Source organism: Rhodovulum sp. P5, assembly GCF_002079305.1.
In the GTDB taxonomy this organism is placed as follows: domain Bacteria; phylum Pseudomonadota; class Alphaproteobacteria; order Rhodobacterales; family Rhodobacteraceae; genus Rhodovulum.
In genome coordinates this window covers 14,855-38,514 of sequence record NZ_CP015040.1, presented here as the reverse complement: position 1 = coordinate 38,514, position 23,660 = coordinate 14,855, and the positions used below count along the sequence as shown (strand labels likewise).

The window sequence follows — 23,660 nt, the reverse complement described above, 5'->3', positions numbered from 1 at the left end:
CATCATGTACAGCTATTCCGATTTCGACGCGGCCTTCGTGCGGGCGCGCGTGGGCGAATTCCGCGATCAGGTGGCGCGCCGTCTGGACGGCCGCCTGAGCGAGGAGGAGTTCAAGCCCCTGCGCCTGATGAACGGGCTTTACCTGCAACTGCATGCCTACATGCTGCGGGTGGCGATCCCCTATGGCACGCTGAACGCGCGCCAGATGCGGCAACTGGCCTATATCGCCGATCGGTGGGACAAGGGCTATGGCCATTTCACCACCCGCCAGAACGTCCAGTTCAACTGGCCCCGGCTGATGGATGTGCCGGATATGCTGGACGCGCTGGCCGATGTGGGGATGCACGCGATCCAGACCAGCGGGAACTGCATCCGCAACGTCACCGCCGACCATTTCGCCGGGGCCGCGGCGGATGAGATAGCCGATCCGCGCCCGGTGGCAGAGCTTTTGCGGCAATGGTCGACCGATCACCCCGAATTTCAGTTCCTGCCGCGGAAGTTCAAGATCGCCGTGACCGGCAGCCCCAATGACCGCGCCGTGACAAGGGCCCATGATATCGGCCTGCGGATGGTGCTGCGCGACGGCCAACCGGGGTTCGAGGTCGTCGTCGGCGGCGGGCTGGGCCGGACCCCGATGATCGGCAAGGTGCTGGCAGAATATGTGCCCGAGGACGATCTGCTGCCCTATCTCGAAGCGATCCTTGCGGTCTATAACCAGCATGGCCGGCGGGACAACAAGTACAAGGCGCGCATCAAGATCCTTGTCCACGAAGAGGGGCTTGACAGTTTGCGCGACCGCGTCGCGGCCGAGTTCCTGCATCGCAAGGCGCAGTTTGCCGGTGTCCCGCCCGCGATTGCCGGGCGCATCGCCGATGGGTTTCGCCCGCCTGCCTTCCGCCCCGGCCCGGTGCCGGAGGTGCGCGACCCGGTGCTGCGGGCCTTCATCGACAGCAATGTCACCGCGCATCGGCGGGACGATCACGCCATCGTCACGGTCAGTCTGAAGGGCATTGGCGCGACGCCGGGCGATGCAACCGCGGAGCAGATGCGGGTGCTGGCCGGTCTGGCAGAGACCTACAGCCATGACGAGTTGCGCATCAGCCATGAGCAGAACATCATCCTGCCCCATGTTCGGCGCGCGGATCTGGCCGCGGTGCATGGGGCCCTGCACAAGGCCGGGCTTGCCACCGCCAATGCGGGTTTGATTTCCGACATCATCGCCTGCCCGGGGATGGATTACTGCGCGCTGGCCACCGCCCGGTCGATCCCGGTGGCCCAGGCGATCGGGCAAGCCTTTGCCGATCTGGACGCGCAACGGAATATCGGGCCGCTGAAGATCAAGATCTCGGGCTGCATCAATGCCTGCGGGCATCACCATGTCGGCCATATCGGGATTCTCGGGCTCGAAAAGGCGGGGGTTGAAAGCTATCAGATCACCCTTGGCGGTGACGGCACCGAAAATGCCGCCATCGGCGAACGGCTTGGCCCCGGTTTTGCCCATGACGAGATCGTCCCGGCGGTGGAGCGTCTGATCGGCGCCTATCTCGACCTGCGCCTGGGCGCGGACGAGACGTTCCTGATGACCTGCCGCAGGCTTGGCGCCGCGCCGTTCCGCGCCGCCGTCTATGGGGAGGGGCGCCGCAATGCAGCCTGATCGCCGGCGCCTGCGCGCGCTCAACGCCTTTTACGCCGGGCGGGAGGCCACGGAAATCGTCGCCCATGCGGCCACGGGGCTGTTTGGCGGACGCTCTGCCCTTGTGTCCAGCTTCGGGGCGGAGTCCGTTGTCTTGTTGCACATGTGGGCGGTGGCCGACCCCGAGGCGCCGGTGCTGTTCGTCGATACCGAGATGCTGTTTGCCGAAACGCTGGCCTATCAGCAGGAGATCGCCGCCCGGCTGGGCCTGTCCAACATCGTGCGCATCACGCCCGACCCGGCAGACCTGGCCGCCGAAGACCCGGACGGCGCGCTGCACCGGGCGGACCATGACGCCTGTTGCGGTCTGCGCAAGGTCCGGCCGCTGGCCCGGGCGCTGACCGGGTGGGATGTGCTGGTTTCGGGGCGCAAGCGCTACCAATCAGACACTCGTGCGGGTCTGGATCTGTTCGAGCAGGACGGAGAGGGGCGGCTGAAGGTCAATCCGCTGGCCGACTGGTCGCGGGACCGCACGCTGAGCTACATGGACGATCACGCGCTGCCGCGCCATCCGCTTGTGGCGCGCGGGTTCCACTCGCTTGGCTGCGCGCCCTGCACCACGCCGGTGGGAGAGGGGGAGGACCCACGTGCCGGACGCTGGCGGGGGGTCGACAAGGTCGAATGCGGAATCCACTTTATCGACGGGCGGGTCGTGCGCGACCCCGGCAGGGAGAATGCGGCATGACAGCGATACTGACTGCGGAGGGTCTTTCGACCGATGACACGGGCTTCGCCCCGCTTGACAGCTGGGACGGGCAGGGCGGGGTGGACGTGCCACACAGCGCCGATGCCGCCGCTGTGCTGGACAGGGTACAGGATGCGGGCGTCGTGCGGATCGTCTTTCCCCATTTCGCGGATGGGCGCGGGTTCACGCTGGCCCGGCGCCTGCGGCAGTTGGGGTTTGCCGGGCGGTTGCGGGCCTCGGGCCATGTTCTGCCCGACCAGGTTCGCCACGCCTGGCGCACCGGGTTCGACGAGGTGGAGCTTGCCGATGGGGCAGGGGACGTCCATGTCCGACCCGTGGACGGTGCCGGGCAGGGCGGGTACCGGGAGCGGCTTGGTTTTCGCTAAGGGCGGCGTCCGCGGGCAAGTGCGGGTCAACGGGCCTTTCCGACAGGGCATGTCACCCCCGTGGCCGCGAAAGCCCGCCGGCGTCCGAAAATCGGACACTTTGCCGTTCGGCAGTTCGCTATGATACTTGGATTGCGCGCGCTGTTTACAGCCCGCGCAGGCTTTCTTGTGGAAGGGAGTTCCGCCAGCCTGGGGAAAACGGCTTTCCGACAGAGATCGGCCATTCGTTCGGGGAGGAGCAGATGGCACACCGCATCAGGAAATGCGATTGGGAGGAGTTCATGGCCGTCGGCCGTGTTCCCCCGAATATTCGTCATGAGGTCCTGCAAAGCTGGCAACGCTCGGCAGGGCGGCGGATCGAAAAGCTCAAGCACGCGCCGCTGCTGACGGAAGAAGAGTTGTTGACCAACGGGCGCTGGCGCGGCGCCTGTGTAGTGGGGCGCGGGCCGCATTGGATCAGGCCGGGAGCCTTTTGGGCAACACCGACAACATCTTGCTGCTGTGTGACCGCTCTGGCGTGGTGCTGGATGCCGTCGGGGATGAGGCGACGCTTGCCCGCGGGCGCGAAAACCACCTGCATCTTGGCGGCCACTGGACGGAGGATGCCATCGGGACCAATGCGATCGGCACGGCCATCGCGCTGGAACGCCCGGTCGAGGTGCGCGGGGCCGAGCATTTCTGCGAGGAAATCCAGCGTTGGAACTGTGCCGCCACGCCGATCACCGATCCGGGCACGGGCCTGTTGCTTGGGGTGATGGATATCTCTTGGCCCAGTGCGCTGCCGCAGGCTAATGCGATGGCGCTGTCGGCGGCGCTGGCACTGCAGGTCGAGTCCGAATTGACGCGGCTTCTGGCCCGGGAGCGGGAACTGTTGATGGAGCAGTTGCATCTGCGCCGCCTGCGCCGCGGGAACGAGCCGATGCTGATCATGGACCGCAGCGGCGCCGATGTCTTCGCGACCGAGAACTTTCTGCGGTTCTGCGAAGATGACCGCGCCATGAGCGCCCTGAGAGACCGCATCCCGAACCTGATCGACCAGACCCCCGACACCATTGCCGAGGCGCTGGCCGATTGCCTGCCCGGCACCGACATGGAGGTCATCGAGTCGGAACAGAACGCCATCGGCGTTTTGATTTCCTTGCGCCGCACGCGCCTGCATGGGGGCGAGTCCTGTCCCGATCTGGTCAAGATCGGTGCGGCGGGGGTGGCCAGTTCGCATCTGAGTTCGCAGGCCCAGCGGCTGGCCCAGACCGCCATCCCGCTGTTGATCGAGGGCGAGACCGGCACCGGCAAGACCTATCTGGCGCGGGCCATTCACCGGGCAAGCGCCCATGCCGACGGGCCGTTCGAACTGATCGACTGTTCCCGCCTGACGCCCGACCGGCTGCGCGAGGATGTGGCCACGGGCGGGATCGGGGCGACTGATGGCGTGCTGTGCCTGAACGGCCCGTGCGAGGCGACGCCCGAGGTGCAGAAGCTGTTGCTGAACCTCGTCGAAGATGTCTCTCGCGCGGGCATGCGGATCATGGCGCTGGCCACGCGGCCGCTTTACAAGGAGATGCAGAAGGGCGCGTTTCGCGGCGACCTGTATTACCGGCTGGCCGGGGCCAAGCTGGAAATCCAGCCCCTGCGGGACCGGCCCGACGAGATCGCGCCGCTGCTGAGGGAACTTGTGCTGCGCCATGCGGCCGAGGGGCAGGGGCGGGAGTTGAAATTCACCTCTGGCGCGATGGCGGCGATGACGTCCTATGCCTGGCCGGGCAACCTGCTGGAGATGACCAACCTGATTGCCGCGCTGGACGCGCTGTCGCCCACGGGGCTGATCGACGAACGGACCCTGCCGCCCGAATTCCGCCAGAGCCCGCGTGGCGGCGGAGAAGAGACCCTGCGCGACAAGGAACGGCTTGAAATCCTTGGCGCGATCGAGGCCGAGAACGGCAATCTGACCAAGGCGGCGCGGCGGCTGGGCATCGCCCGGTCTACCCTTTACCTCAAGCTTGACAGCTATGGTGTGCCGCGGGTGCGAAAGCCCTGATCGCGCGTCCGCGGCATGTCCGTCGGGCCGGACGATAATCGGACAGCCCCGGACAGAACGCCCCGTCTAGCCTTCCCTCATGCCGCGCCCGTTCCGGGGCGGCTGACAGAGAGGGAGGAACATCCATGCCACTGGACAGGGAAAACACCCGATCCGTGCAGGTGCTTGGCATCGACGCGGGCGGAACCATGACGGACACGTTCTTCGTCGATGCCGACGGGGATTTCGTGGTCGGCAAGGCGCAATCGACGCCGCAGAACGAGGCGCTTGGCCTGATTGAATCCAGCCGCGAGGGGTTGCAGCACTGGGGGCTGAGCCTTGAGGAGGCGCTGTCCTCGATCCAGACGGGCGTCTATTCCGGCACCGCGATGCTGAACCGCGTGGTCCAGCGCAAGGGGCTGAAATGCGGGCTGATCGTCAATGCGGGGATGGAGGATTTCCACCGCATGGGCCGCGCGATCCAGGCCTATCTGGGCTTCGCCTATGAGGACCGCATTCACCTGAACACCCATTACTACGACGAACCGCTGGTTTCGCGCCACCTGACCCGCGGTGTGATGGAGCGGGTCGACATGTTCGGCGACGTGGTCATCCCCCTGCGCGAGGACACGGCGCGGCAGGCGGCACAAGACCTGATCGCCGAAGATGTCGAAGGGATCGTGATCTCGCTTCTGCACAGCTACAAGAACCCCGGTCACGAACGCCGGGTGCGTGACATCGTGGCCGAGGAACTGGAAAAGGCGGGTAAGGAGATCCCGGTTTTCGCCTCGACCGACTATTACCCGGTGCGCAAGGAAACCCACCGCACCAACACCACGATCCTTGAGGCCTATGCCGCCGAACCCTCGCGCCAGACGCTGAAAAAGATCTCGGGCGCGTTCAAGGACAACGGATCGAAATTCGATTTCCGGGTGATGGCGACCCATGGTGGCACGATCTCGTGGAAGGCCAAGGAACTGGCGCGGACGATCGTGTCGGGCCCCATTGGCGGTGTGATCGGCGCCAAGTATCTGGGCGAGGTGCTGGGCTACAAGAACATCGCCTGTTCCGATATCGGCGGCACCTCCTTTGACGTGGCGCTCATCACCCAGAACGAGCTGACGATCCGCAACGACCCCGACATGGCGCGGCTGGTGCTGTCGCTGCCGCTGGTCGCGATGGACTCGGTCGGGGCAGGCGCCGGCAGCTTCATCCGGCTCGACCCCTATACCAAGGCGATCAAGCTGGGACCGGACAGTGCCGGTTACCGCGTGGGCGTCTGCTGGGCCGACAGCGGGATCGAGACGGTGACGATTTCCGACTGCCACGTCATCCTCGGTTACCTCAACCCCGACAATTTCCTTGGCGGGCAGGTCAAGCTGGACCGCCAGCGCGCCTGGGACGCGATGAAGGAACAGATCGCCGACCCGCTAGGGCTGACGGTCGAGGACGCGGCCGCCGGGGTGATCGAACTGCTCGACAGCGACCTGCGCGACTACCTGCGCTCGATGATTTCGGGCAAGGGGTATTCGCCGTCCTCCTTCACCTGCTTCAGCTATGGCGGGGCGGGGCCCGTGCACACCTATGGCTATACCGAGGGGCTGGGCTTTGAGGACGTGATCGTGCCGGCCTGGGCCGCGGGCTTCTCTGCCTTCGGCTGCGCGGCGGCGGATTTCGAATACCGCTATGACAAGTCGCTGGACCTGAACATCGCCGAGGATGGATCGGACGACCTGAAGGCCCATGAGGCGAAGACGCTGAACGACGCGTGGCACGAACTGACCGAACGGGTTCTCGAAGAATTCGAGCTGAACGGCTATTCCCGCGATCAGGTGCAGCTTCAGCCCGGTTTCCGGATGCAGTACCGGGGCCAGTTGAACGATCTGGAGATCGAAAGCCCGATTCAGGCGGCCAGGACGGCGGCCGACTGGGACAAGCTGGTCGAGGCGTTCAACGACACCTATGGCCGGGTCTATGCGGCCTCTGCTCGCTCGCCCGAGCTTGGCTATTCGGTGACTGGCGCGATCATGCGCGGAACCGTCCCGATCCCGAAACCCAACATCCCCAAGGAAGCCGAAGGCGACGCGGCCCCGCCCGCCGATGCGCGCCTTGGCACGCGGCAGTTCTATCGCAAGAAGCGGTGGGTCGATGCCCAGCTTTACCAGATGGAAAAGCTGTTGCCCGGCAACCGCATCACGGGCCCCGCGATCATCGAATCCGACGCGACGACCTTTGTCGTGCCTGACGGGTTCGAAACCTGGCTGGACGGGCACCGCCTGTTCCACCTGAAAGAAGTGTGAGGGAGGAAACGCACATGAACGCGCCAACGAATTTCAAGGGCATCGTCCGTGGCGGCGATACGCTGAAACAGCACCGCGACGGCATCATGGAGGCCACCAAACAGACCGGCCACTATGCCGGGTTGAAGAAGATGGAGCTGCGCGACAGCGACCCCATCATGTATAACAAGCTGTTCTCGCGGCTGCGCGCCGGCGTCGTCGATGCCCGCGAAACCGCCAAGAAGATCGCGGCCTCACCCATCGTGGAGCAGGAAGGGGAGCTGTGCTTTACCCTTTATAACGCGGCGGGCGACAGCATCCTGACCTCGACCGGGATCATCATCCATGTCGGCACCATGGGGGCCGCGATCAAATACATGATCGAGAACGACTGGGAGAGTAACCCCGGCATCAAGGACAAGGATATCTTCTGCAACAATGACAGCCTGATCGGCAACGTCCATCCCTGCGACATCCACACCATCGTGCCGATCTTTCACGAGGGCGAGTTGATCGGCTGGGTCGGCGGCGTGACCCACGTGATCGACACCGGGGCGGTTGGCCCGGGCTCGATGACCACGGGGCAGGTGCAGCGGTTTGGCGACGGTTATTCGGTGACCTGCCGCAAGGTGGGTGAGAACGACACGCTGTTCCGCGACTGGCTGCATGAAAGCCAGCGCTCGGTGCGGACCACCCGCTACTGGATGCTGGACGAACGCACCCGGATCGCGGGCTGCCACATGATCCGCAAGCTGGTCGAGGAGGTGATCGCCGAAGAGGGGATCGAGGCCTATTGGAAATTCTCCTACGAGGCGGTGGAACATGGCCGGATCGGGCTGCAAAACCGGATCAAGGCGATGACCATTCCCGGCAAGTACCGTCAGGTGGGCTTCGTCGACGTGCCCTATAGCCACGAGGACGTGCGGGTGCCGTCGGACTTTGCCAAGGTCGACACGATCATGCACACGCCGTCGGAAATGACGATCCGCAAGGACGGGACATGGCGGCTCGATTTCGAGGGGTCGAGCCGGTGGGGCTGGCACACCTACAACGCCCATTCGGTCAGCTTCACTTCTGGCATCTGGGTGATGATGACCCAGACCCTGATCCCGACCGAGATGATCAATGACGGTGCGGCCTATGGCACCGAGTTCCGCCTGCCCAAGGGCACATGGATGAACCCCGACGACCGGCGCGTGGCCTTTGCCTATAGCTGGCACTTCCTGGTGTCGTCCTGGACGGCGCTGTGGCGCGGCCTGTCGCGCAGCTATTTCGGGCGGGGGTATCTGGAAGAGGTGAACGCGGGCAATGCCAATACCTCCAACTGGCTGCAGGGTGGCGGCTTCAACCAGTATGACGAGATCCACGCCGTCAACTCGTTCGAATGTGCGGCCAACGGGGTCGGCGCCAGTGCCATCGGCGACGGCATCAGCCACGCGGCCGCCATCTGGAACCCCGAAGGCGACATGGGCGACATGGAAATCTGGGAACTGGCCGAGCCGCTGGTCTATCTGGGGCGCCAGATCAAGGCATCGTCGGGCGGCGCGGGCAAGTATCGCGGTGGCTGCGGGTTCGAAAGCCTGCGCATGGTCTGGAACGCCAAGGACTGGACCATGTTCTTCATGGGCAATGGCCATATCAGTTCCGACTGGGGGCTGATGGGTGGCTATCCGGCGGCCTCCGGCTATCGGTTCGAGGCGCATGAGACCGGCCTGAAGGAGATCATCGCCAAGGGTGGGGACATCCCCCATGGCGGCGATACCGATCCCGGCAATCCCACCTGGGACGGCATGCTGGACGGCGCCCGGATCAAGCGCGACAAGCAGGCGATCACCACCGAGGCGATGTTCGAGGACTATGACCTCTACCTCAACTACATGCGCGGCGGCCCCGGTTTCGGCGACCCGCTGGACCGCGACCCAGAGGCCGTGGCCGCGGATGTCAACGGCGGCTACCTCGTCGAACGGTTTGCGGACAGCGTCTATGGCGTGGTGCTGGCGAAGGGCGCGGATGGTCTGTTCACCGCCGATGCGGACGCGACGACGGCACGCCGCGCCGAGATTCGGAAGGACCGCCTGGCCAAGGCCGTGCCCACCAAGGACTGGATGGCCGGCGAACGCGAGCGGATCCTCAAGAAAGAGGCCGGCGTGCAGGTGCAGCAGATGTACGCGGCCTCCTTCAAACTCGGTCCGAAATGGGAGGAAGGCTTCCGCAAGTTCTGGGACCTGCCCATCGACTGGCAGTTGATGGAGGCCGACCTGCCGATCCCGTCCTACGGGCGCGACTATTCCATGGACCTGTCCGAACTGCCGGACGTCAAGACCGTCCAGTTCGTCGAGGAATGATGCCCCGCGGGTGCCGTGCCCGGCGCGGCGCCCGCCCAATTTTTCCGGAGGAAAAACCGATGGCTTACACAAAGGCAAAGATCAAGGACCTGGTCGATGGCAAGATCGACCGCGACACGCTGCACACGATGCTGGCAACCCCCAAGGACGCCGAACGCTTCGTGATGTATCTGGAGGTGTTGCAGGAACAGGTGCCGTGGGAGGACAAGATCATCCTGCCGCTGGGGCCGAAGCTTTACATCGTGCAGCGCAAGGACGACCACAAATGGGTCGTGAAATCCCATGCGGGCCATGAATTCTGCGACTGGCGCGAGAACTGGAAGCTGCACGCCGTGATGCGGGTGCGCGAGACGCCCGAGGAGATGGAGGAGATCTATCCCCGCCTTATGGCGCCCTCGACCGAGTGGCAGGTGATCCGCGAATATTACTGCCCGCTCTCGGGCGACCTGCTGGATGTCGAGGCGCCGACGCCCTGGTATCCGGTGATCCATGATTTCGAGCCGGATATCGACGCCTTCTATACCGAATGGCTGGGGCTGGAAATCCCGGCGCGGGCGGCCTGATCGCAAGTGCTGCGGCCGAGGGATCGGCCGCAGCGTCTTACCCCGCTATTCCCGGCTGAGCGCGACCACCGGGTCGAGCCGCGCGGCGGCCCGGGCCGGCAGAAAGCCGAAGGTGATGCCGATGATCGTCGAGGACAGAAAGGCCACGATGATGGCCGTGCCCGAAAAGCTGAGCCGGACTTCATCGTAGATCAGCCCGACGACCTGCCCCCCCGCGACCGCGCCGACGATGCCCAATGTGCCGCCGACGATACAGACCAGCACCGCCTCGATCAGGAACTGGCTGACGATATCGGCCCGCCGTGCCCCGATTGCCACGCGCACCCCGATCTCGCGCGTTCGTTCGGTGACGGACACCAGCATGATGTTCATCACCCCGATCCCGCCCACGATCAGCGAGATCACGGCGATCATCGCCACCAGCGCGGTGAGCGTTCGGGTCGTGGTGGTGATCGTCTCGCGGATCGTGTCGCTGTTGGCGAGGAAGAAATCCGCGGTGCCGTGCCGGTCCAGCATCAACGCCTGAATCTCCTGCTGCGCCCTGTCCATGTCATAACCTTCGGGGACGCGCACCGCGATGCTGTCCAGATGATCCTGCCCGGAGACCCGCGCCATGGCGGTGGTATAGGGCACCCAGACATTCAGCGATGACGGGCCGAAGGTGGCGCCGGTGGACCTGACGATGCCGATGACCCTGACCGGCACATGCCCCAGAAGAAGCACCTGGCCAATCGGGTCGGTCCCGTCCTCGAAAAAGGTGTCGCGCGTGTCCTCGTCGATCACCGCGACCTGGTTGAGGCCCGCGACGTCGGCCTCGTCAAAGGCGCTGCCCGTGACGGTGACATAGGCGTGAACGCGAAAGTAGTCGCCGCTGACGCCCTTGATCGCGGCCTCTGCCTCCACGTTGCGATAGACGACCTGCCGGGTGTTCGACACGGCCGGCGAAACGCTCGCCGCGAAGTCCGAGAGCGCCAGCGCATCGGCATCGGCGGGCACCAGCGTCTCGATCCGCTGGGCATCCCGGGCGCCAAAGCCGCTGCCCGACCGCACGGTGATGGTGCTGGTGCCGAGAGAGCTGATATTTTCCAGCACCTTTTCCTGACTGCCGGTGCCAAGCGCCACCACCAACACGACGGAGGCAATGCCGATGATGATGCCCAGCATGGTCAGAAGGCTGCGCAGGCGATGGGCAAGAAGCGCCTTGACCGACATGTCGAACGCCTCCCCCAGACGCCGGGCGGTGGCGCCGAATTTCGGGCGGCCGGGGGTGGGGCCCGCCACGCGCTCCGCCGCGGCGGCGCTGTCCCCGGTGCGGGTGTCGGACACGATCTGCCCGTCGGAGATTTCGATGATGCGCCGGGCATGGCGGGCGACGGCGGGGTCGTGGGTGACCATCACGACCGTATGGCCTTGTCGGTTCAACTCAAGCAGCAGGTCCATCAGTTCGGCGCCGCTCTTGCTGTCGAGCGCGCCGGTGGGCTCATCGGCCAGGATCACCTCGCCCCCGTTCATCAGGGCACGGGCGACCGAAACACGCTGCTGCTGCCCGCCCGACAACGCGCCGGGGCGATGGTCGAGCCGCGTGCCCAGCCCCAGCCGGGTCAGCAGATCGGTTGCCCGCAGGCGCCGGGGGTCGCGCGGTTCGCCGGCATAGATCGCCGGCACCTCGACATTTTCCACCGCGTCGAGATCGGGCAAAAGCTGGTAGCGCTGAAAGATGAAACCGAAATGATCGCGCCGGAGACGGGCCAGAGCGTCCGGGTCCAATGCGCCCGTGTCCTGCCCGGCAAAGCGGTAGCGGCCGCTTGTGGGCCGGTCGAGACAGCCGAGGATGTTCATCAGCGTCGTCTTGCCAGAGCCGGAGGTGCCGATGATCGCCACCATCTCGCCCCGTGCGATCTCGATGGAGACATCCTTCAGAACGGTGATGGTCTCGTCGCCGGCCTGAAAGCTGCGGGTGATGTTCTGTGCGGATATCAGGGGGGCGTCCATCCTCAGAACCCCATCGGCGGCGGTGGCGGCATCTGGCGCGAAGTCGACGGGTCTGGCGCGGCCGTGCGGGCGCCGGTGACGACCCGGTCGCCTTCGGCAAGCCCGGCGCGGATCTCGGCCGTGACCTTGTCGTTAAGCCCCACCTCGACGCGGCGCACGGACTGCGCCCCGGTGGCCGGATCGAAAAGCTTCACCGCGACGCTGCCGTCCGCCTGCCGTTGCAGCGCCGAGGCGGGAACGGTCAGCACGTTCTCGGCCCGGTCGAGCACGACCGAAACCTCTGCGGTCATGCCGATCCGCAGCTTGTGGCCGGGGTTTTCGACATCGATCAGCCCGTTGTAATAGATCGCCTCGTCGGTCGAGATCGTGTCGCTCGTCTCAATCTCCGAGGGCGCCGGTTCGACATAACGCACGACGGCCCGAAACGGGGACTCCGGTTCGCCAAGGATGGTGAAACGCACCTCCTGTCCGGGGTGAACATGGACGACATCGGCCTCGGATATTTCCGCCTTGACCACCATGCTGTCGAGATTGGCGAGCTTTACCAGTGTCGGCGCGGTCTGCGTGGCATTCACCGTCTGCCCCTCATCGACCACGATGGCGACCACTGTGCCGGAAACCGGCGCGGTGATCCGGGTGCGGGCAAGGGCGATCTTCGCGGTCGAAACCGTCACCTCGGCGCGGGATTTCTGTGCTTCAAGGGCGTCCAGATCCGCCTTGTAGACCAGCACATCGGCAATCGCGGCCTCGACCTCTTCCTCTGAGACATAGGTCTGTTCGTGCAGTTTCTTCTGTCTCTCCGCGATCAGTTCGGCCTTGCGCAGGCTCGCCTGCTTGGCGGCAATCTGCGCCGCGATATTGGCCAGGTCGGCCTCGGCCTGCAAAACGTCGTTCTGCTGATCCTGAGAGTCGATCTGTGCGATCAGGTCGCCCTGGGCGACGTCATCGCCCAGCGACACCGCCAGCGTTTCGATCTGGCCAGAGACCCGCGCGCCGACGCTGACAAGTTGCTTGGCCTCGATCACGCCCGAGGCCAGAACCGTCTCTGCCACACGCCCGCGGACGACTGGAGCGGTCACCGGCTCGGCGGTTCCGTCGCGATGTTGCAGGTTCCAGCCCCAAAGGCCCAGGGCAATGAGGGCAAAGAGGATCGAAAGGCGCGCCAGCGATTTGAATGTCATGGGGTTTCACCGGGAAAAACAGGGTACGGGGGTATATACGCTGGCCGCCGGCACTTCCGTCGCGGGGTGGGGCGGGCGCAAGATGCGGCGCCATCCGGCCCGCCGGGGGCGCCCACTCCGGAGCGATCAGGCCCCCGCCGCCGTGAGACGCGCGAGGTCTTCGGCGGACAGGTTGAGGTCTGCGGCCCTGGCGAAGCTTTCCACCTGCGCGACGCTCGTGGCGGAGGCAATCGGGGCGGTCACGCCCTTCTGTGCCATGAGCCACGCAAGCGACACCTCGGCCGGTTTCGCAGCATGGGCGGAGGCGATGTCTTCCAGCGCATCGAGCAGCCGCATGCCGCGCTCGGTCATGTATTTCTCGACCATCCCGGCGCGCTTGCGGCCGGAGAGATCCGCGCCGCTGCGGTACTTGCCCGACAGGAACCCCGCGGCCAGCGAGAAATAGGTCACCACGCCGATGTCGTTTTTCAGGCACAGGTCCTGTAGCGGCCCTTCGAAGGCGGCGCGGTCGTAAAGATTGTATTCCGGCTGTACGACCTGATAGGCAGGCAGACCTTCGTTTTCCGCCGTCTCCAATGCCGCGGCAAGCAGACCGGCATCGTAGTTCGACGCCCCGATGGCGCGGATCTTGCCGGCTTTCAGCTGCGTGTCATAGGCGACCAGCGTCTCGGCATGGTCCACATCCGGATCGGGCCAGTGCGAGAAGTAGAGGTCGATCGTCTCGACTTGAAGGCGCTCACGGGATTTCTCGACAGCTTGGGAAATCCAGCCTTTCGAAAGGCCCTTTTCCCCCGGGCCGCCCATGTCAGAGCCGACCTTGGTGAAGAGTTTCACCTTGTCGCGCATCCCCGGACGGGCGGCAAACCACTTGCCCAGAACGGTCTCGGACTCGCCGCCGGAATGGCCGTCGGCCCAGGCAGAATAGACATCGGCCGTGTCGATGGTGTCGAAGCCATGATCGATGAAGGCATCGAGAACCCGGAAACTCTGCGCTTCGTCCGTGGTCCACCCAAGGACGTTGCCGCCAAAGACGATTGGGGCGATTTCGAAGCCTGTGGTGCCGAGGGTCTTGCGTTGCATTGGGTGTTCCTTCTGCTGTGTCGGTTTGCGGGACGGGCACCTGTCGCGCGGGTGCCGGATGTCGCCTGTTTCGGGCAGCCATCGGTGGGGCAGGCAGCGCCCGCTTGGGGCCGAAGGGCCGGCCGTTCGTGTCTTGTGGCTCAGATAAGCTTCACCCCAGGGAAGATAATTGATATGAAATCGCAAAAACTGTTCGACTGGTTCGAAGAATGGATGCATTTAAGACGATGCGGCTGTTCGTGGCCATTGCGGATGGCGGCACGCTGTCTTCGGTTGCGCGTGACTGGGGGGTTGCGCCGTCGACGGTCACCTATGGCTTGCAGCAACTGGAGGAGGAGCTGGGCGCCCAGCTTGTCGTGCGAACGACGCGAAAGCTGTCGCTGACCGAGGAAGGGCAGAAGTTCCTGCAGGAATGCCGCCGAATCCTGTCGGATGTGGACGAGGTGATGACCGGGCTGGCCGATCAGGGGGCCTTGTCGGGCAATATCCGCATCACCAGCACGAACGATCTGGGCCGCCAGCGGATTGCGCCGCTGGTTGACGCGTTCATGCGGGACCATCCCCGGCTGACGGTCGAGCTGTTCCTTGGCGACAGGATTGTCGATCTTGTCGCGGGGGGCTTCGACCTTGCCATACGGACAGGGCCGCTTGGCGATTCCGACCTGAAGGCAAGGCTTTTGCTGCGGGGGCACAAGAATGTCTGCGCGGCGCCCGGCTATTGGGACAGGCACGGCAAGCCAGAGCATCCCGGGGATCTGGCCCGCCACAACTGTCTGTTGCTTGGGGAACCCGGAGAGCGCCATGCCTCCTGGGTTTTCCGCAAGGGGGACGAGCGGCTGCGCGTCAGGGTCAGCGGGGACCGGCAGGTGAACGATGGCGAGGCGCTGAGGCAGTGGGCCATCGCGGGCGCGGGGGTGGTTCAGAAGTCCAGCTTCGACATTGCCGAGGATATCCGGCAGGGCCGCCTTGCGACCGCGCTGGAGGATTTCACGACGGAACCCACCAATCTTTATGCCGTCTCACCACCGCGCCAGTACGACTCCCGGCGTGTCAGGGCCTTCACCGATTTCCTGGCGCGGAACCTGATGCGGTGAACGCGGCGCCGCGGGGCTCCGGTTTCGGGAGAGCACCGAACCGAGTGGACGGAGAACGACATGGGCGCCCCCGACTTGCGCCGGGGGCGCCTGATCACCCCCACCGACGCCCCCGGTCGCACGGCAGGCGATGGCGAGCCCACCCGTTTGCGTCCGGTGGGGGGATTGCGTCAGGGCCGCGCCGGCCCCGAGAATGCGACTTCGCTGATCGGGCGCATGGGGAGGGGCGTTCTTGCGCCCATTTTCTGAACCAGGCCCTGTACGCACGAAGGGGGTCAAAAACGGCAAGATTTTAGGGGTTGGTTTTGTCTGTTGACAAGTAGGAGTGTTCCGTAAGTATATTCCGATAATTAGAAGAATTGGAATATGTATGCAACAGATTTGGTCTGATGAAGAGTTACGGGCGCATTGGGTTTTGAGCGCTTCTGAGCTGGGGTTGTTGAAAGGCACTTCTGAGTCGCGCCGTCTGACGCTTTGTTACTATCTCAAATATTTCCAGCTTCACGCCCGATTTCCCAAATCGTTGGATTTGGTCTCTCCGCAGGTTCTTAAGTTTTTGGCTTCGCAGATCGCCGCCGCCGATGATGATGGGCTTGCCATTGTTCCGAAGAGGACCGATCGCTTTTATCGGCGTCAGGTTATGTCGTTTCTCGATATCGCACTTTTTGACAAGGAAGCCCGCGCGCTTTTCTTGGATTGGCTGATCGAGATCGTTTTGCCAACCGCACCCAACCAAGCAACGTTGGACGCGGTGATTACAGAGCGGTTCCTGTCCAATCGAATGATCCGTCCCAAGGCTAAAGCCGAGGCGAATTTGCTGGCCCGGGCGGAACGCCGGTTCGAGCGTATTGTGTTTGCACGTATTTCGGAGCGCCTTGCCGATGATCAGCGTGCCCGCCTTGACGCGTTGCTTGAGACGGAGGGCGGCTTTTCACCATTTGCCGAGGTTGCGCGCAGTTCTGGGGCTGCCAGCGTTGAGAATGTGCTCAAAACGGTAGAGCGTCTGGAAGCTGTCCGTGCAGTTGGCCTCGACCGTAGCATCCTGGAGGATGTGCATCCCGATATTGTTGAGCGGTTTCGCCTACGCGCTGGTTCGGAAGACGCATGGGACATGCGGCGGCATCCTGATGAGACGCGTTATGCGTTGCTTTTCTGCTTCCTTGTTCCCCGTGAAGCTGAATTGACTGATGAACTTGGCGATCTTCTGATCAGCATCACACACAAGATATCGGCGCGCGCAGAAACCAAGGTCATCAAGGAGCTTGTGGCCGAATATCGCAAGGTCGAAGGCAAAACGGCACTGTTGTTCAAGATGGCGATTGCGGCCAATGCCGATCCCGATGGTCGTGTCAGGGATGTGATATTCCCGGCCGTCGGCCAAAAGACCATCAGCGACCTGGCCGCTGAGTATCATGCGGAGAACCCGTCGTTTTCATACCGCGTACACCGCAAGGTCCGCCGATCCTACGCGCAGCACTATCGGCGCATTCTGCCGGTGATCCTCAAGACACTCACCTTCCGGTCAAACAATCAGGCATGGCACCCGCTTTTGGACGCCATTGCCATTTTGATAGAGGATGCGGGCAAGAAACCACAGTATTTTTCCCTTGATCAGGTGCCATTGGAGGGTGTCGTCAGACCCAAGTGGCGCGACATCGTAATCGAGGCTAGGCCCGGTGGGAAGAACCGCATCAATCGCCTCAACTATGAGATCTGTGTTCTTCAAAGTTTGCGGGAACGTCTGCGCACCAAGGAGCTCTGGATCGAGGGGGCCCGTCGGTACTGCGATCCGGATCAGGACTTGCCGCAGGACTTCGACGATAGAAAAGAGCGGTATTTCCAGGAACTCGGGCAGCCAGTCGAGGCCGATCACTTTGTCCAACGTCTCAAATTCGATCTTAGCGCTGCCCTGGACCAATTTGACCGAAGCTTGCCCACCAATAAGGACGTGACCCTCAGATTGAGGCGCGGCAAATCCTGGATTTCACTCAAGCCGTTAAAAGCTCAGGACGACCCTACGATGCTGGAAGCGCTGAAAGAGGAAATGGCGCGTCGCTGGCCTATGACCAGTTTGTTGGATGTCCTGAAGGAGGTTGATCTACGGCTTGAGTTTACCAAGTCCTTTCCAACTGCGGCCGCGCGACAAACCCTGCCGGAGGGTGAGGTTTCCCGAAGGCTTCTGCTGGCGCTCTATGGAATCGGCACCAATATCGGGCTCAAAGCTATCGCGGCCGGACCGCATAATGTGACGTACAAGGAACTGCTCTACATTCGGCAGCGCTTCATTCACAAAAATGCACTCCGCGCCGCAACCCGTGCCATTGCCGATGCCACGAACCGTGCACGTCTTGCAGATATCTGGGGCGAAAGCAGCAGCAGTTGCGCGTCGGATTCCACACAACTTGCATCCTGGGATCAAAACCTGATGACCGAGTGGCATCAGCGCTATGGCGGGCGCGGCGTCATGATCTACTGGCATGTTGATGCAAAGGCGACCTGTATTCATTCGCAACTCAAACAGGTCTCTTCGTCAGAGGTCGCGTCGATGATTGAGGGTGTCTTGCATCACGGCACCGAACTGGAGATTGATCGCCAGTTTGTTGACACCCACGGCCAGAGTGTCGTCGGTTTCGCCTTCTGTTATTTGCTGGGATTTGATCTCATGCCACGGTTCAAAGCAATAGCGCGGCAAAAGCTGGTGCGCGCAGTTCCCAAGGTAGAGAAAACCTACAAAAACCTCGACCCGTTGTTTGCACCCAAACCAATCAACTGGGACCTGATCGCCCAGCATTACGATGAGATGATCAAGCTTGCGGTCGCCCTGAAACAGCGAACAGCCGAGCCTGAAGCAATCCTGCGCCGGTTTATTCGGGGCCAAAGCCATCCCGTCTTCGCCGCGCTCCTTGAACTGGGTAAAGCCGCCAAGACACTATTCCTGTGCAAGTATCTCAGTGACAAGGATCTGCGCCGAGAGATCAATTCCGGGCTTAACGTGATCGAGCGCTGGAACGGCGTGAACAATTTCATCTTCTATGGCAACGGCAATGAACTGGTCTCCAACCGTCGCGACGATCAGGAAATCTCGGTGTTGTCGCTGCATCTGTTGCAAGGAGCCATGGTCTACGTGAACACGCTCATGATTCAGGACATTCTCGCCGATCAAGCCTGGCGCCAGAAAATGACGGACCGCGACATGGCGGCGCTGAACCCGCTGCCACACAGTCACATCAACCCATACGGGGTATTTGATCTAGATATGAACAGTCGCCTGCCCCTGAACGACATGTCGGTGGCGGCATGAGGCGTTCCGAAACTTATAAATTCCGGAACGAATTTTTCCGGTCGCAAAAACAAAACCTTACAGAATCCGTAATTCCGTTCCGTATTGGAGGCCGAAAAACAGGTGCAAAACCATGCTGATCGGCTACGCGCGGGTTTCCACGATCGGACAGAACCTGGAAAGCCAGATCGAGCACCTCCAGGCAGAGGGATGTGACAGGATATTCCAAGAGAAGCTGACCGGGTTTGACCGTCGTCGCCCTCAACTTGAAAAGATGCTCAGCACACTGCAGCCAGACGATACGCTGCTTGTCACAAGCCTGGATCGCCTTGCCCGATCCACCCATGATCTCTTTGTCATTACCAAGAAGATAGAGGCCGCAGAGGCATCGTTCAGATCACTTCGCGAACCCTGGGCCGACACCACGAGCTCTATGGGAAAGTTCTTACTCACTGTTTTTGCTGGACTTTCCGAATTGGAGAGGAACCTCATCAATGAACGAACCGAAGAAGGCCGGGTATCAGCCAAGAAACGCGGCGTGAAATTCGGACGAAAGTTCAAACTCACAACCCACCAGCAAGATCAAGTCAGATCAATGCTTCAGGAGGGACAGTCCATCCGCGCCATTGCGCGCCATTTCAACGTCGGCGTCGCAACAATCGACCGCATCAAGCGGTCAACACCACTTTCATGAAATCTTGCCGTTTTTGACCCCCTTCGTGCGTACAGGGCCAACCAGGTCTTCCATCGCCCGCAGGAAGGGTTGCGTCGGGTTGCCCTCGCACAGCAACAGCGCGGCAGTGTGTGCATGACTTCGCGAACCGCGACGAAGGGCGGTCAGCACTTCCATGAAATGACGCTCCGGTCCGCAGAGCACCCGCGCGCATCCTGCACAGTCGGGGTTGGAGAACCGGAACCCCGACTTGCGCGCCGCCCGCATCTCTTGCACCGCTGCGAGGATTGCCACGGCGACCTCTGATGCCTTGGCGGGTACGGCGCGGGGATGAAAATTGTGTTCGGCCAGTGCAAAGCCTTTGACCCACCCTTCGCTTTTCGGAAAGGCAAAGCTTTGAAAGTAATAGCGCGCCACCGTCAGCGCGGCATGTTCCAACGTGTCGAAGCCCGCGTTTGAGACCGGTACATCGCCCGGTTCCAGGCTTCGTTCGCAGTCGCGCCCGCTCATGCCCGGTGCTCCTGCACCTGGGGCAGGGGGGTGGAAAAGACGAGATGCCTGGGGTCGGCCGCGATCCGTTTGGTGGCGACCTCTTGCGCCGGCCCGGTGATGCAGGGCCAGTCCTTCGCGCAGGTTTCCAGCCGCGTGCGGCGTTCGGGATTCAGGCAGGACTCAAAGGGGCGGACGGGTGCATCGGCGGCGTCAAGATTGCGCAAGGTGAACATGGGCTTCGTCGTCCTCTCTCGTTTCCGGAGGGGCGGCGGTCCGCCTGACGGTGCCAGCCCGGCCCCCGCGGGCCCCTCCGAAAGCCTGTTGTCGGTGATCGGCTGGGCGCGGCTGCGTCTGGCTGTTGCGTATAAGCTGACAAAAATACTCAGCCTTTGCAAGCGGAAATCTTTCGCGGTTAGCGAACGACCATGGGGAGAAGCCCCAACAGGAGATCGTCTGATGCAGGAACATTGCGCCCTCCGTGCATCAAGCGGGCCGCGGCGGATCGTCATGGCCCAAGACGGTGCCGTCCGCATAAGGCGCTCGCACTGCTGGCGCTTGGCGGTGCTGTCCATTTTCCTTGTGTCACCTCTGCGGACCTTCGGGATCGGTGTGCAACGCCATCTCGGCCGCGATGGTGTTGCGCCGCGTTCGCCACAACCCGGCCGCGCGCAATGCGGCGAAACGGTCGTGCAGCGCGGCCAAAGCCCTGGGGTTGGCATCCTGCATCCAGTCGGTGACGTCGTCGCGGCCAAGCGTGGCGTCGTAATAGAGGTCGAAGAGATGCGCCTCGACGACCCCGGCCAGATGCGCGAAGGCGGCCAGATGGTCGAGCGTCGCCGCGATTTCGGCGGCGCCGCGGAATCCGTGCCGGCGCATGCCGTCGACCCAGGCGGGGTTGGCGGCGCGGGCGCGCACCACGCGGGCGATCTCTTCCTTCAGGTCGCGGACGCGGGGGCGGGTGGGGTCGGTGTTGTCCAGATGGTAAAGCGCAGCCGCCCCGCCGGTCAGCCCCCGGGCCGCGGCAAAGCCGGCCTCGTGCCCGGCATAGTCCATCGCCATCAGCAGGTCGGTTTCGGTCAGGTCCTGCAGATGCACAAAGCTGTCGGCGGCCGCCACACGTTCGGCCAAGGCCCCCGGATCGCGGGCGATTTCGGCCCCGTCCAGCGCCCAGGCGCTGGCGGCAAGCCAGGCTTCGCCCGCGGCGCGGCGGGCCTCGTCGGTATAGTCCTCGACCGCGCCGCCCAGGGCCAGCCCATAGCGGCCCGGTGCCGGGCCAAAGACACGCGCGCCGGGCGCCTTTCCGGCATAGGGGTTCCAGTCCGGTGCTTCATCCCGGAGCGCCAGCGCGCGGACCGCTTGTTGAAACAAGGCAGACAAGGTCGGGAAGACATCGCGAAACAGGCCCGAGACGCGCAAGGTCACATCGATCCGCGGCCGGTCCAGATCGGCAATCGGCAAGACCTCGATGCCCGAGACACGTTCGGACCCGGTATCCCAGACCGGTTTGACGCCCAGCAGATGCAGCGCCATGGCGAATTCTTCGCCCGCCGTGCGCATCGTCGCCGACCCCCACAGATCGACCACCAGCCCTTGCGGCCAGTCGCCGTGATCCTGCAGGTGCCGCCGCACCAGTTCCCCAGCCAGCCGCACACCCTGGGCATGGGCGGATCGGGTCGGTACCGCGCGGGGATCGACGGCAAACAGGTTCCGGCCTGTTGGCAACACGTCGCGCCGCCCGCGATAGGGCGAGCCCGCCGGCCCCGGCGCGATCCGCCGCCCGTTCAGCGCGTCGATCAGGGCGGCGCGTTCGGCCGCGGCGCATCCGGCGGTGTCAATCCCGGTCTGGTCGCCCGTCGCGCGGCCCCAGACATGCAGCCCGTCGCCAAACTGGCTGTCTTTCACATCGCAGACGAAGCGGTCGATCCGGGTGATCGCCTCTGCCGGGCAGCTTGCAGCGTCGAGGCCGAGATCATCCTCCACCCCCAACGCCTGCGCCTCGGTTCGGATATCGGTTTTCAGGCGGTCCCGGCGTTTGGGGTCCAGCCCGTCGGCATTGGAAAACTCGTCCAGCAGGCTCTCCAGCCGGGTCAGCCGTTCGGGTGTTCCGCTGGTCCGCATCGGTGGTGGCAGATGGCCCAGCGTGACCGCCCCGATCCGCCGCTTGGCCTGTGCTGCCTCGCCGGGATCGTTGACGATGAACGGATAGATCACCGGCAGATCGCCGATCAACGCCTCGGGCCAGCAGGCATTCGACAGCGCCACCGCCTTGCCCGGCAGCCATTCCAGCGTGCCGTGGGCGCCGATATGGATCAGCGCGTCGGTCCCCAACGCGTGCCGCAGCCACAGGTAAAAGGCGACATAGGCATGCCGCGGCGTGCGGGAGAGATCGTGATAGTCGTCCTCGCGCCGCCCGGAATCGCCCCGTTCGGGTTGCAGCGCGACCAGCGCATTCCCCCGGTGCGTGGCGGCAAAGTGAAACGACCCGTCCCGAACCGCGGGATCGGTGTCAGGTGCACCCCAGACGGCGCCCAGATCGTTGCGCAGGGTCGGGGGCAGGGTGGCCAGCGCGGTTTCGTAGTCGGCAACCGGCCAAGCGAGCGATGGGATCGCCAAGGCCTCTGTCAGGGGGGTGCCGGGGGCAATCGCATGGCCAGCCCCTGCCAGATCGGACAGGATCGCTTCGGCCGAGGCCAGTGCATCCAGCCCCACCGCATGGGCCATGTTCCAGTCCTTGCCCGGATAGGTCGACAGGATCAACGCCGGGCGGCGTTGATCGGGCGGGCGCTGTCCCAGCCGCACCCAGGCCGCGACCCGGTCGGCGATGGCGGCGATGCGCGCGGGGTCGGGCCTGTGCACAAGGCGCGCATATTCCAGTTCGGGATCGCGCCCCGTCGGTTCCTTGAAGGACGCAACGCCCGCGAAGATGCGCCCGTCAACCTCGGGCAGAACCACATGCATGGCCAAATCCGCCGGGGACAGCCCGCGTTCGGCCTCTGCCCATGCCGCGCGGGTAGAGGCGGCAAGTGCGAGTTGAAAGACCGGCACCCCCGCGGCATCAAGCGGGGAGGGACCCCCCGCCGCCTTGCCGGAAAAGGAGGTCGCATTGACCACCGCGGCCGGTTTCAACCGGGCCAGTTGCCGGGCCAGCCAACCCGCGGCGTCGGGCAGTTTCAGCGAGGGGGCGAACAGTCCGATCACGTCAAAGCCACGGTCCCGCAGGGCGTCAAAGAGCGCCCGGATGGGGGCCAGATCGGCGGCTGTCAGATGGGCGCGGTAGAAGGTCAGGGCAATCAGGGGGCGGTTGCCCAGACGCGGGGCCAGCGGGCAGCATAGACCGTCCTCGGGTGTCCAGCCGCCGACCTGCGGCACCACCTTGGCGCCGTGCACGGGCGGGCCATAAAGCCCCGAGGCCAGCGCCATCTGTGCCAACGCCGCCTGCGCTGCGACCTCGCCCCCGGCGTCGCAGAGCGACGTCAGCCGCCGCAACGTTGCCCCGGGCAGGTTCGAGATCGCGTCCAGCCGCGGATCCGGGCGGCCATCGGCCGGCAGGACGGCCAGCGCGATGCCCTTTGCCTCGGCCAGTATCTGCACCTGTTGCAGCCCGTAGTCCCAATAGGCCCGCCCGCCGATCAGACGGATCAGGATACCCTTGGCCCCCGACAGCGTCTGTTCGACATAGGTATCGACGGACAGCGGATGTTTCAGCGTGGCAAGATTGGCGAGCCTGAGGCCTGGCATCTCGCCCGCCGGTCCGCCCCCGCGATGCCAGCCCGCCGCGAAGGCCCCCAGATCGCTGTCGGAAAAGGACAGCACCACTAGGTCGGCGGGGCTTTGCCCCAGATCGGTGGGCGTTTCGGTTTCCTCCAGCCCGTGACTTTCGCGAAAGACGACATGCATCGCGGG

General features: G+C 64.0%; 16 protein-coding genes. 10 read left to right on the top strand and 6 right to left on the bottom strand.

Annotated elements, in window-relative coordinates; translation table 11 throughout:
- The first annotated feature begins 4 nt into the window (after positions 1-4).
- The 7 genes from RGUI_RS19845 to RGUI_RS19815 all read left to right on the top strand — a co-directional run bounded on the left by RGUI_RS19845 (position 5) and on the right by RGUI_RS19815 (position 9,965).
- Entirely contained in the window at positions 5-1,654 is a 1,650-nt protein-coding gene (locus RGUI_RS19845; RefSeq protein WP_081536214.1) for a nitrite/sulfite reductase, read from the top strand.
- On the top strand, positions 1,644-2,378 hold the full coding sequence (locus tag RGUI_RS19840; RefSeq protein ID WP_081536213.1) for a phosphoadenylyl-sulfate reductase: 735 nt from the start codon (positions 1,644-1,646) through the stop codon (positions 2,376-2,378). Before RGUI_RS19845 ends, RGUI_RS19840 begins: the two co-directional genes overlap by 11 nt.
- On the top strand, positions 2,375-2,764 hold the full coding sequence (locus tag RGUI_RS19835) for a DUF934 domain-containing protein (RefSeq protein ID WP_081536212.1): 390 nt from the start codon (positions 2,375-2,377) through the stop codon (positions 2,762-2,764). Before RGUI_RS19840 ends, RGUI_RS19835 begins: the two co-directional genes overlap by 4 nt.
- 451 nt (positions 2,765-3,215) lie before the next feature.
- Positions 3,216-4,799: a sigma-54-dependent Fis family transcriptional regulator gene (locus RGUI_RS19830; protein ID WP_253799343.1), complete on the top strand. Its 1,584-nt coding sequence runs from the start codon at positions 3,216-3,218 to the stop codon at positions 4,797-4,799.
- 125 nt (positions 4,800-4,924) lie between these two features.
- Positions 4,925-7,078, top strand: coding sequence for a hydantoinase/oxoprolinase family protein (locus tag RGUI_RS19825; protein ID WP_081536211.1), 2,154 nt, complete (start codon positions 4,925-4,927; stop codon positions 7,076-7,078).
- Positions 7,079-7,092: 14 nt separating this feature from the next.
- Entirely contained in the window at positions 7,093-9,402 is a 2,310-nt protein-coding gene (locus tag RGUI_RS19820) for a hydantoinase B/oxoprolinase family protein (RefSeq protein ID WP_081536210.1), read from the top strand.
- A 59-nt stretch (positions 9,403-9,461) separates the two neighbouring features.
- Positions 9,462-9,965: an acetone carboxylase subunit gamma gene (locus tag RGUI_RS19815; protein ID WP_081536209.1), complete on the top strand. Its 504-nt coding sequence runs from the start codon at positions 9,462-9,464 to the stop codon at positions 9,963-9,965.
- Positions 9,966-10,010: 45 nt separating this feature from the next.
- Here the strand turns inward: RGUI_RS19815 and RGUI_RS19810 are convergent, their stop codons facing one another.
- From RGUI_RS19810 to RGUI_RS19800, 3 genes are all read right to left on the bottom strand, one after another.
- The gene (locus RGUI_RS19810; RefSeq protein WP_156883112.1) at positions 10,011-11,963 is read right to left on the bottom strand and encodes a MacB family efflux pump subunit; all 1,953 of its coding nucleotides are present in this window, start codon (positions 11,961-11,963) and stop codon (positions 10,011-10,013) included.
- Entirely contained in the window at positions 11,960-13,138 is a 1,179-nt protein-coding gene (locus RGUI_RS19805; RefSeq protein ID WP_081536207.1) for an efflux RND transporter periplasmic adaptor subunit, read from the bottom strand. Before RGUI_RS19805 ends, RGUI_RS19810 begins: the two co-directional genes overlap by 4 nt.
- A gap of 126 nt (positions 13,139-13,264) precedes the next feature.
- Positions 13,265-14,218, bottom strand: a complete 954-nt coding sequence (locus RGUI_RS19800; RefSeq protein ID WP_081536206.1) for an aldo/keto reductase — start codon at positions 14,216-14,218, stop codon at positions 13,265-13,267.
- A 209-nt stretch (positions 14,219-14,427) separates the two neighbouring features.
- Between RGUI_RS19800 and RGUI_RS19795 the strand changes: the two genes are divergently transcribed.
- The 3 genes from RGUI_RS19795 (at position 14,428) to RGUI_RS19780 (ending at position 19,286) form a co-directional block, all read left to right on the top strand.
- The gene (locus tag RGUI_RS19795) at positions 14,428-15,312 is read left to right on the top strand and encodes a LysR family transcriptional regulator (protein WP_081536205.1); all 885 of its coding nucleotides are present in this window, start codon (positions 14,428-14,430) and stop codon (positions 15,310-15,312) included.
- 370 nt (positions 15,313-15,682) lie between these two features.
- Complete coding sequence (locus RGUI_RS19785; protein ID WP_081536203.1) at positions 15,683-18,613, top strand: Tn3 family transposase; 2,931 nt, start codon at positions 15,683-15,685, stop codon at positions 18,611-18,613.
- A 112-nt stretch (positions 18,614-18,725) separates the two neighbouring features.
- A complete protein-coding gene (locus RGUI_RS19780) occupies positions 18,726-19,286 on the top strand; it encodes a recombinase family protein (protein ID WP_081536202.1) in 561 nt (186 codons plus the stop codon).
- Here RGUI_RS19780 and RGUI_RS19775 read toward each other — a convergent pair.
- The 3 genes from RGUI_RS19775 to cobN form a co-directional block, all read right to left on the bottom strand.
- On the bottom strand, positions 19,281-19,775 hold the full coding sequence (locus RGUI_RS19775; protein ID WP_081536201.1) for a hypothetical protein: 495 nt from the start codon (positions 19,773-19,775) through the stop codon (positions 19,281-19,283). The two genes, RGUI_RS19780 and RGUI_RS19775, sit on opposite strands and share 6 nt — an antisense overlap.
- The gene (locus RGUI_RS19770; protein ID WP_081536200.1) at positions 19,772-19,990 is read right to left on the bottom strand and encodes a hypothetical protein; all 219 of its coding nucleotides are present in this window, start codon (positions 19,988-19,990) and stop codon (positions 19,772-19,774) included. The genes RGUI_RS19775 and RGUI_RS19770 overlap by 4 nt, the downstream gene beginning before the upstream one ends.
- A gap of 349 nt (positions 19,991-20,339) precedes the next feature.
- Positions 20,340-23,654 (bottom strand): cobaltochelatase subunit CobN, encoded by a 3,315-nt coding sequence (gene cobN / locus RGUI_RS19765; RefSeq protein WP_081536199.1) that lies wholly within the window; start codon positions 23,652-23,654, stop codon positions 20,340-20,342.
- Between the last annotated feature and the right edge of the window lie 6 nt (positions 23,655-23,660).

Excerpts from the sequence above, each read along its gene's own strand:
- RGUI_RS19845 (WP_081536214.1), top strand. The coding sequence starts at position 5 with ATGTACAGCTATTCCGATTTCGACGCGGCCTTCGTGCGGGCGCGCGTG.
- RGUI_RS19840 (WP_081536213.1), top strand. The coding sequence starts at position 1,644 with ATGCAGCCTGATCGCCGGCGCCTGCGCGCGCTCAACGCCTTTTACGCC.
- RGUI_RS19835 (WP_081536212.1), top strand. The coding sequence starts at position 2,375 with ATGACAGCGATACTGACTGCGGAGGGTCTTTCGACCGATGACACGGGC.
- RGUI_RS19825 (WP_081536211.1), top strand. The coding sequence starts at position 4,925 with ATGCCACTGGACAGGGAAAACACCCGATCCGTGCAGGTGCTTGGCATC.
- RGUI_RS19820 (WP_081536210.1), top strand. The coding sequence starts at position 7,093 with ATGAACGCGCCAACGAATTTCAAGGGCATCGTCCGTGGCGGCGATACG.
- RGUI_RS19815 (WP_081536209.1), top strand. The coding sequence starts at position 9,462 with ATGGCTTACACAAAGGCAAAGATCAAGGACCTGGTCGATGGCAAGATC.
- RGUI_RS19805 (WP_081536207.1), bottom strand. The coding sequence starts at position 13,138 with ATGACATTCAAATCGCTGGCGCGCCTTTCGATCCTCTTTGCCCTCATT.
- RGUI_RS19800 (WP_081536206.1), bottom strand. The coding sequence starts at position 14,218 with ATGCAACGCAAGACCCTCGGCACCACAGGCTTCGAAATCGCCCCAATC.
- RGUI_RS19795 (WP_081536205.1), top strand. The coding sequence starts at position 14,428 with ATGGATGCATTTAAGACGATGCGGCTGTTCGTGGCCATTGCGGATGGC.
- RGUI_RS19785 (WP_081536203.1), top strand. The coding sequence starts at position 15,683 with ATGCAACAGATTTGGTCTGATGAAGAGTTACGGGCGCATTGGGTTTTG.
- RGUI_RS19780 (WP_081536202.1), top strand. The coding sequence starts at position 18,726 with ATGCTGATCGGCTACGCGCGGGTTTCCACGATCGGACAGAACCTGGAA.
- RGUI_RS19775 (WP_081536201.1), bottom strand. The coding sequence starts at position 19,775 with ATGAGCGGGCGCGACTGCGAACGAAGCCTGGAACCGGGCGATGTACCG.
- RGUI_RS19770 (WP_081536200.1), bottom strand. The coding sequence starts at position 19,990 with ATGTTCACCTTGCGCAATCTTGACGCCGCCGATGCACCCGTCCGCCCC.
- cobN (WP_081536199.1), bottom strand. The coding sequence starts at position 23,654 with ATGCATGTCGTCTTTCGCGAAAGTCACGGGCTGGAGGAAACCGAAACG.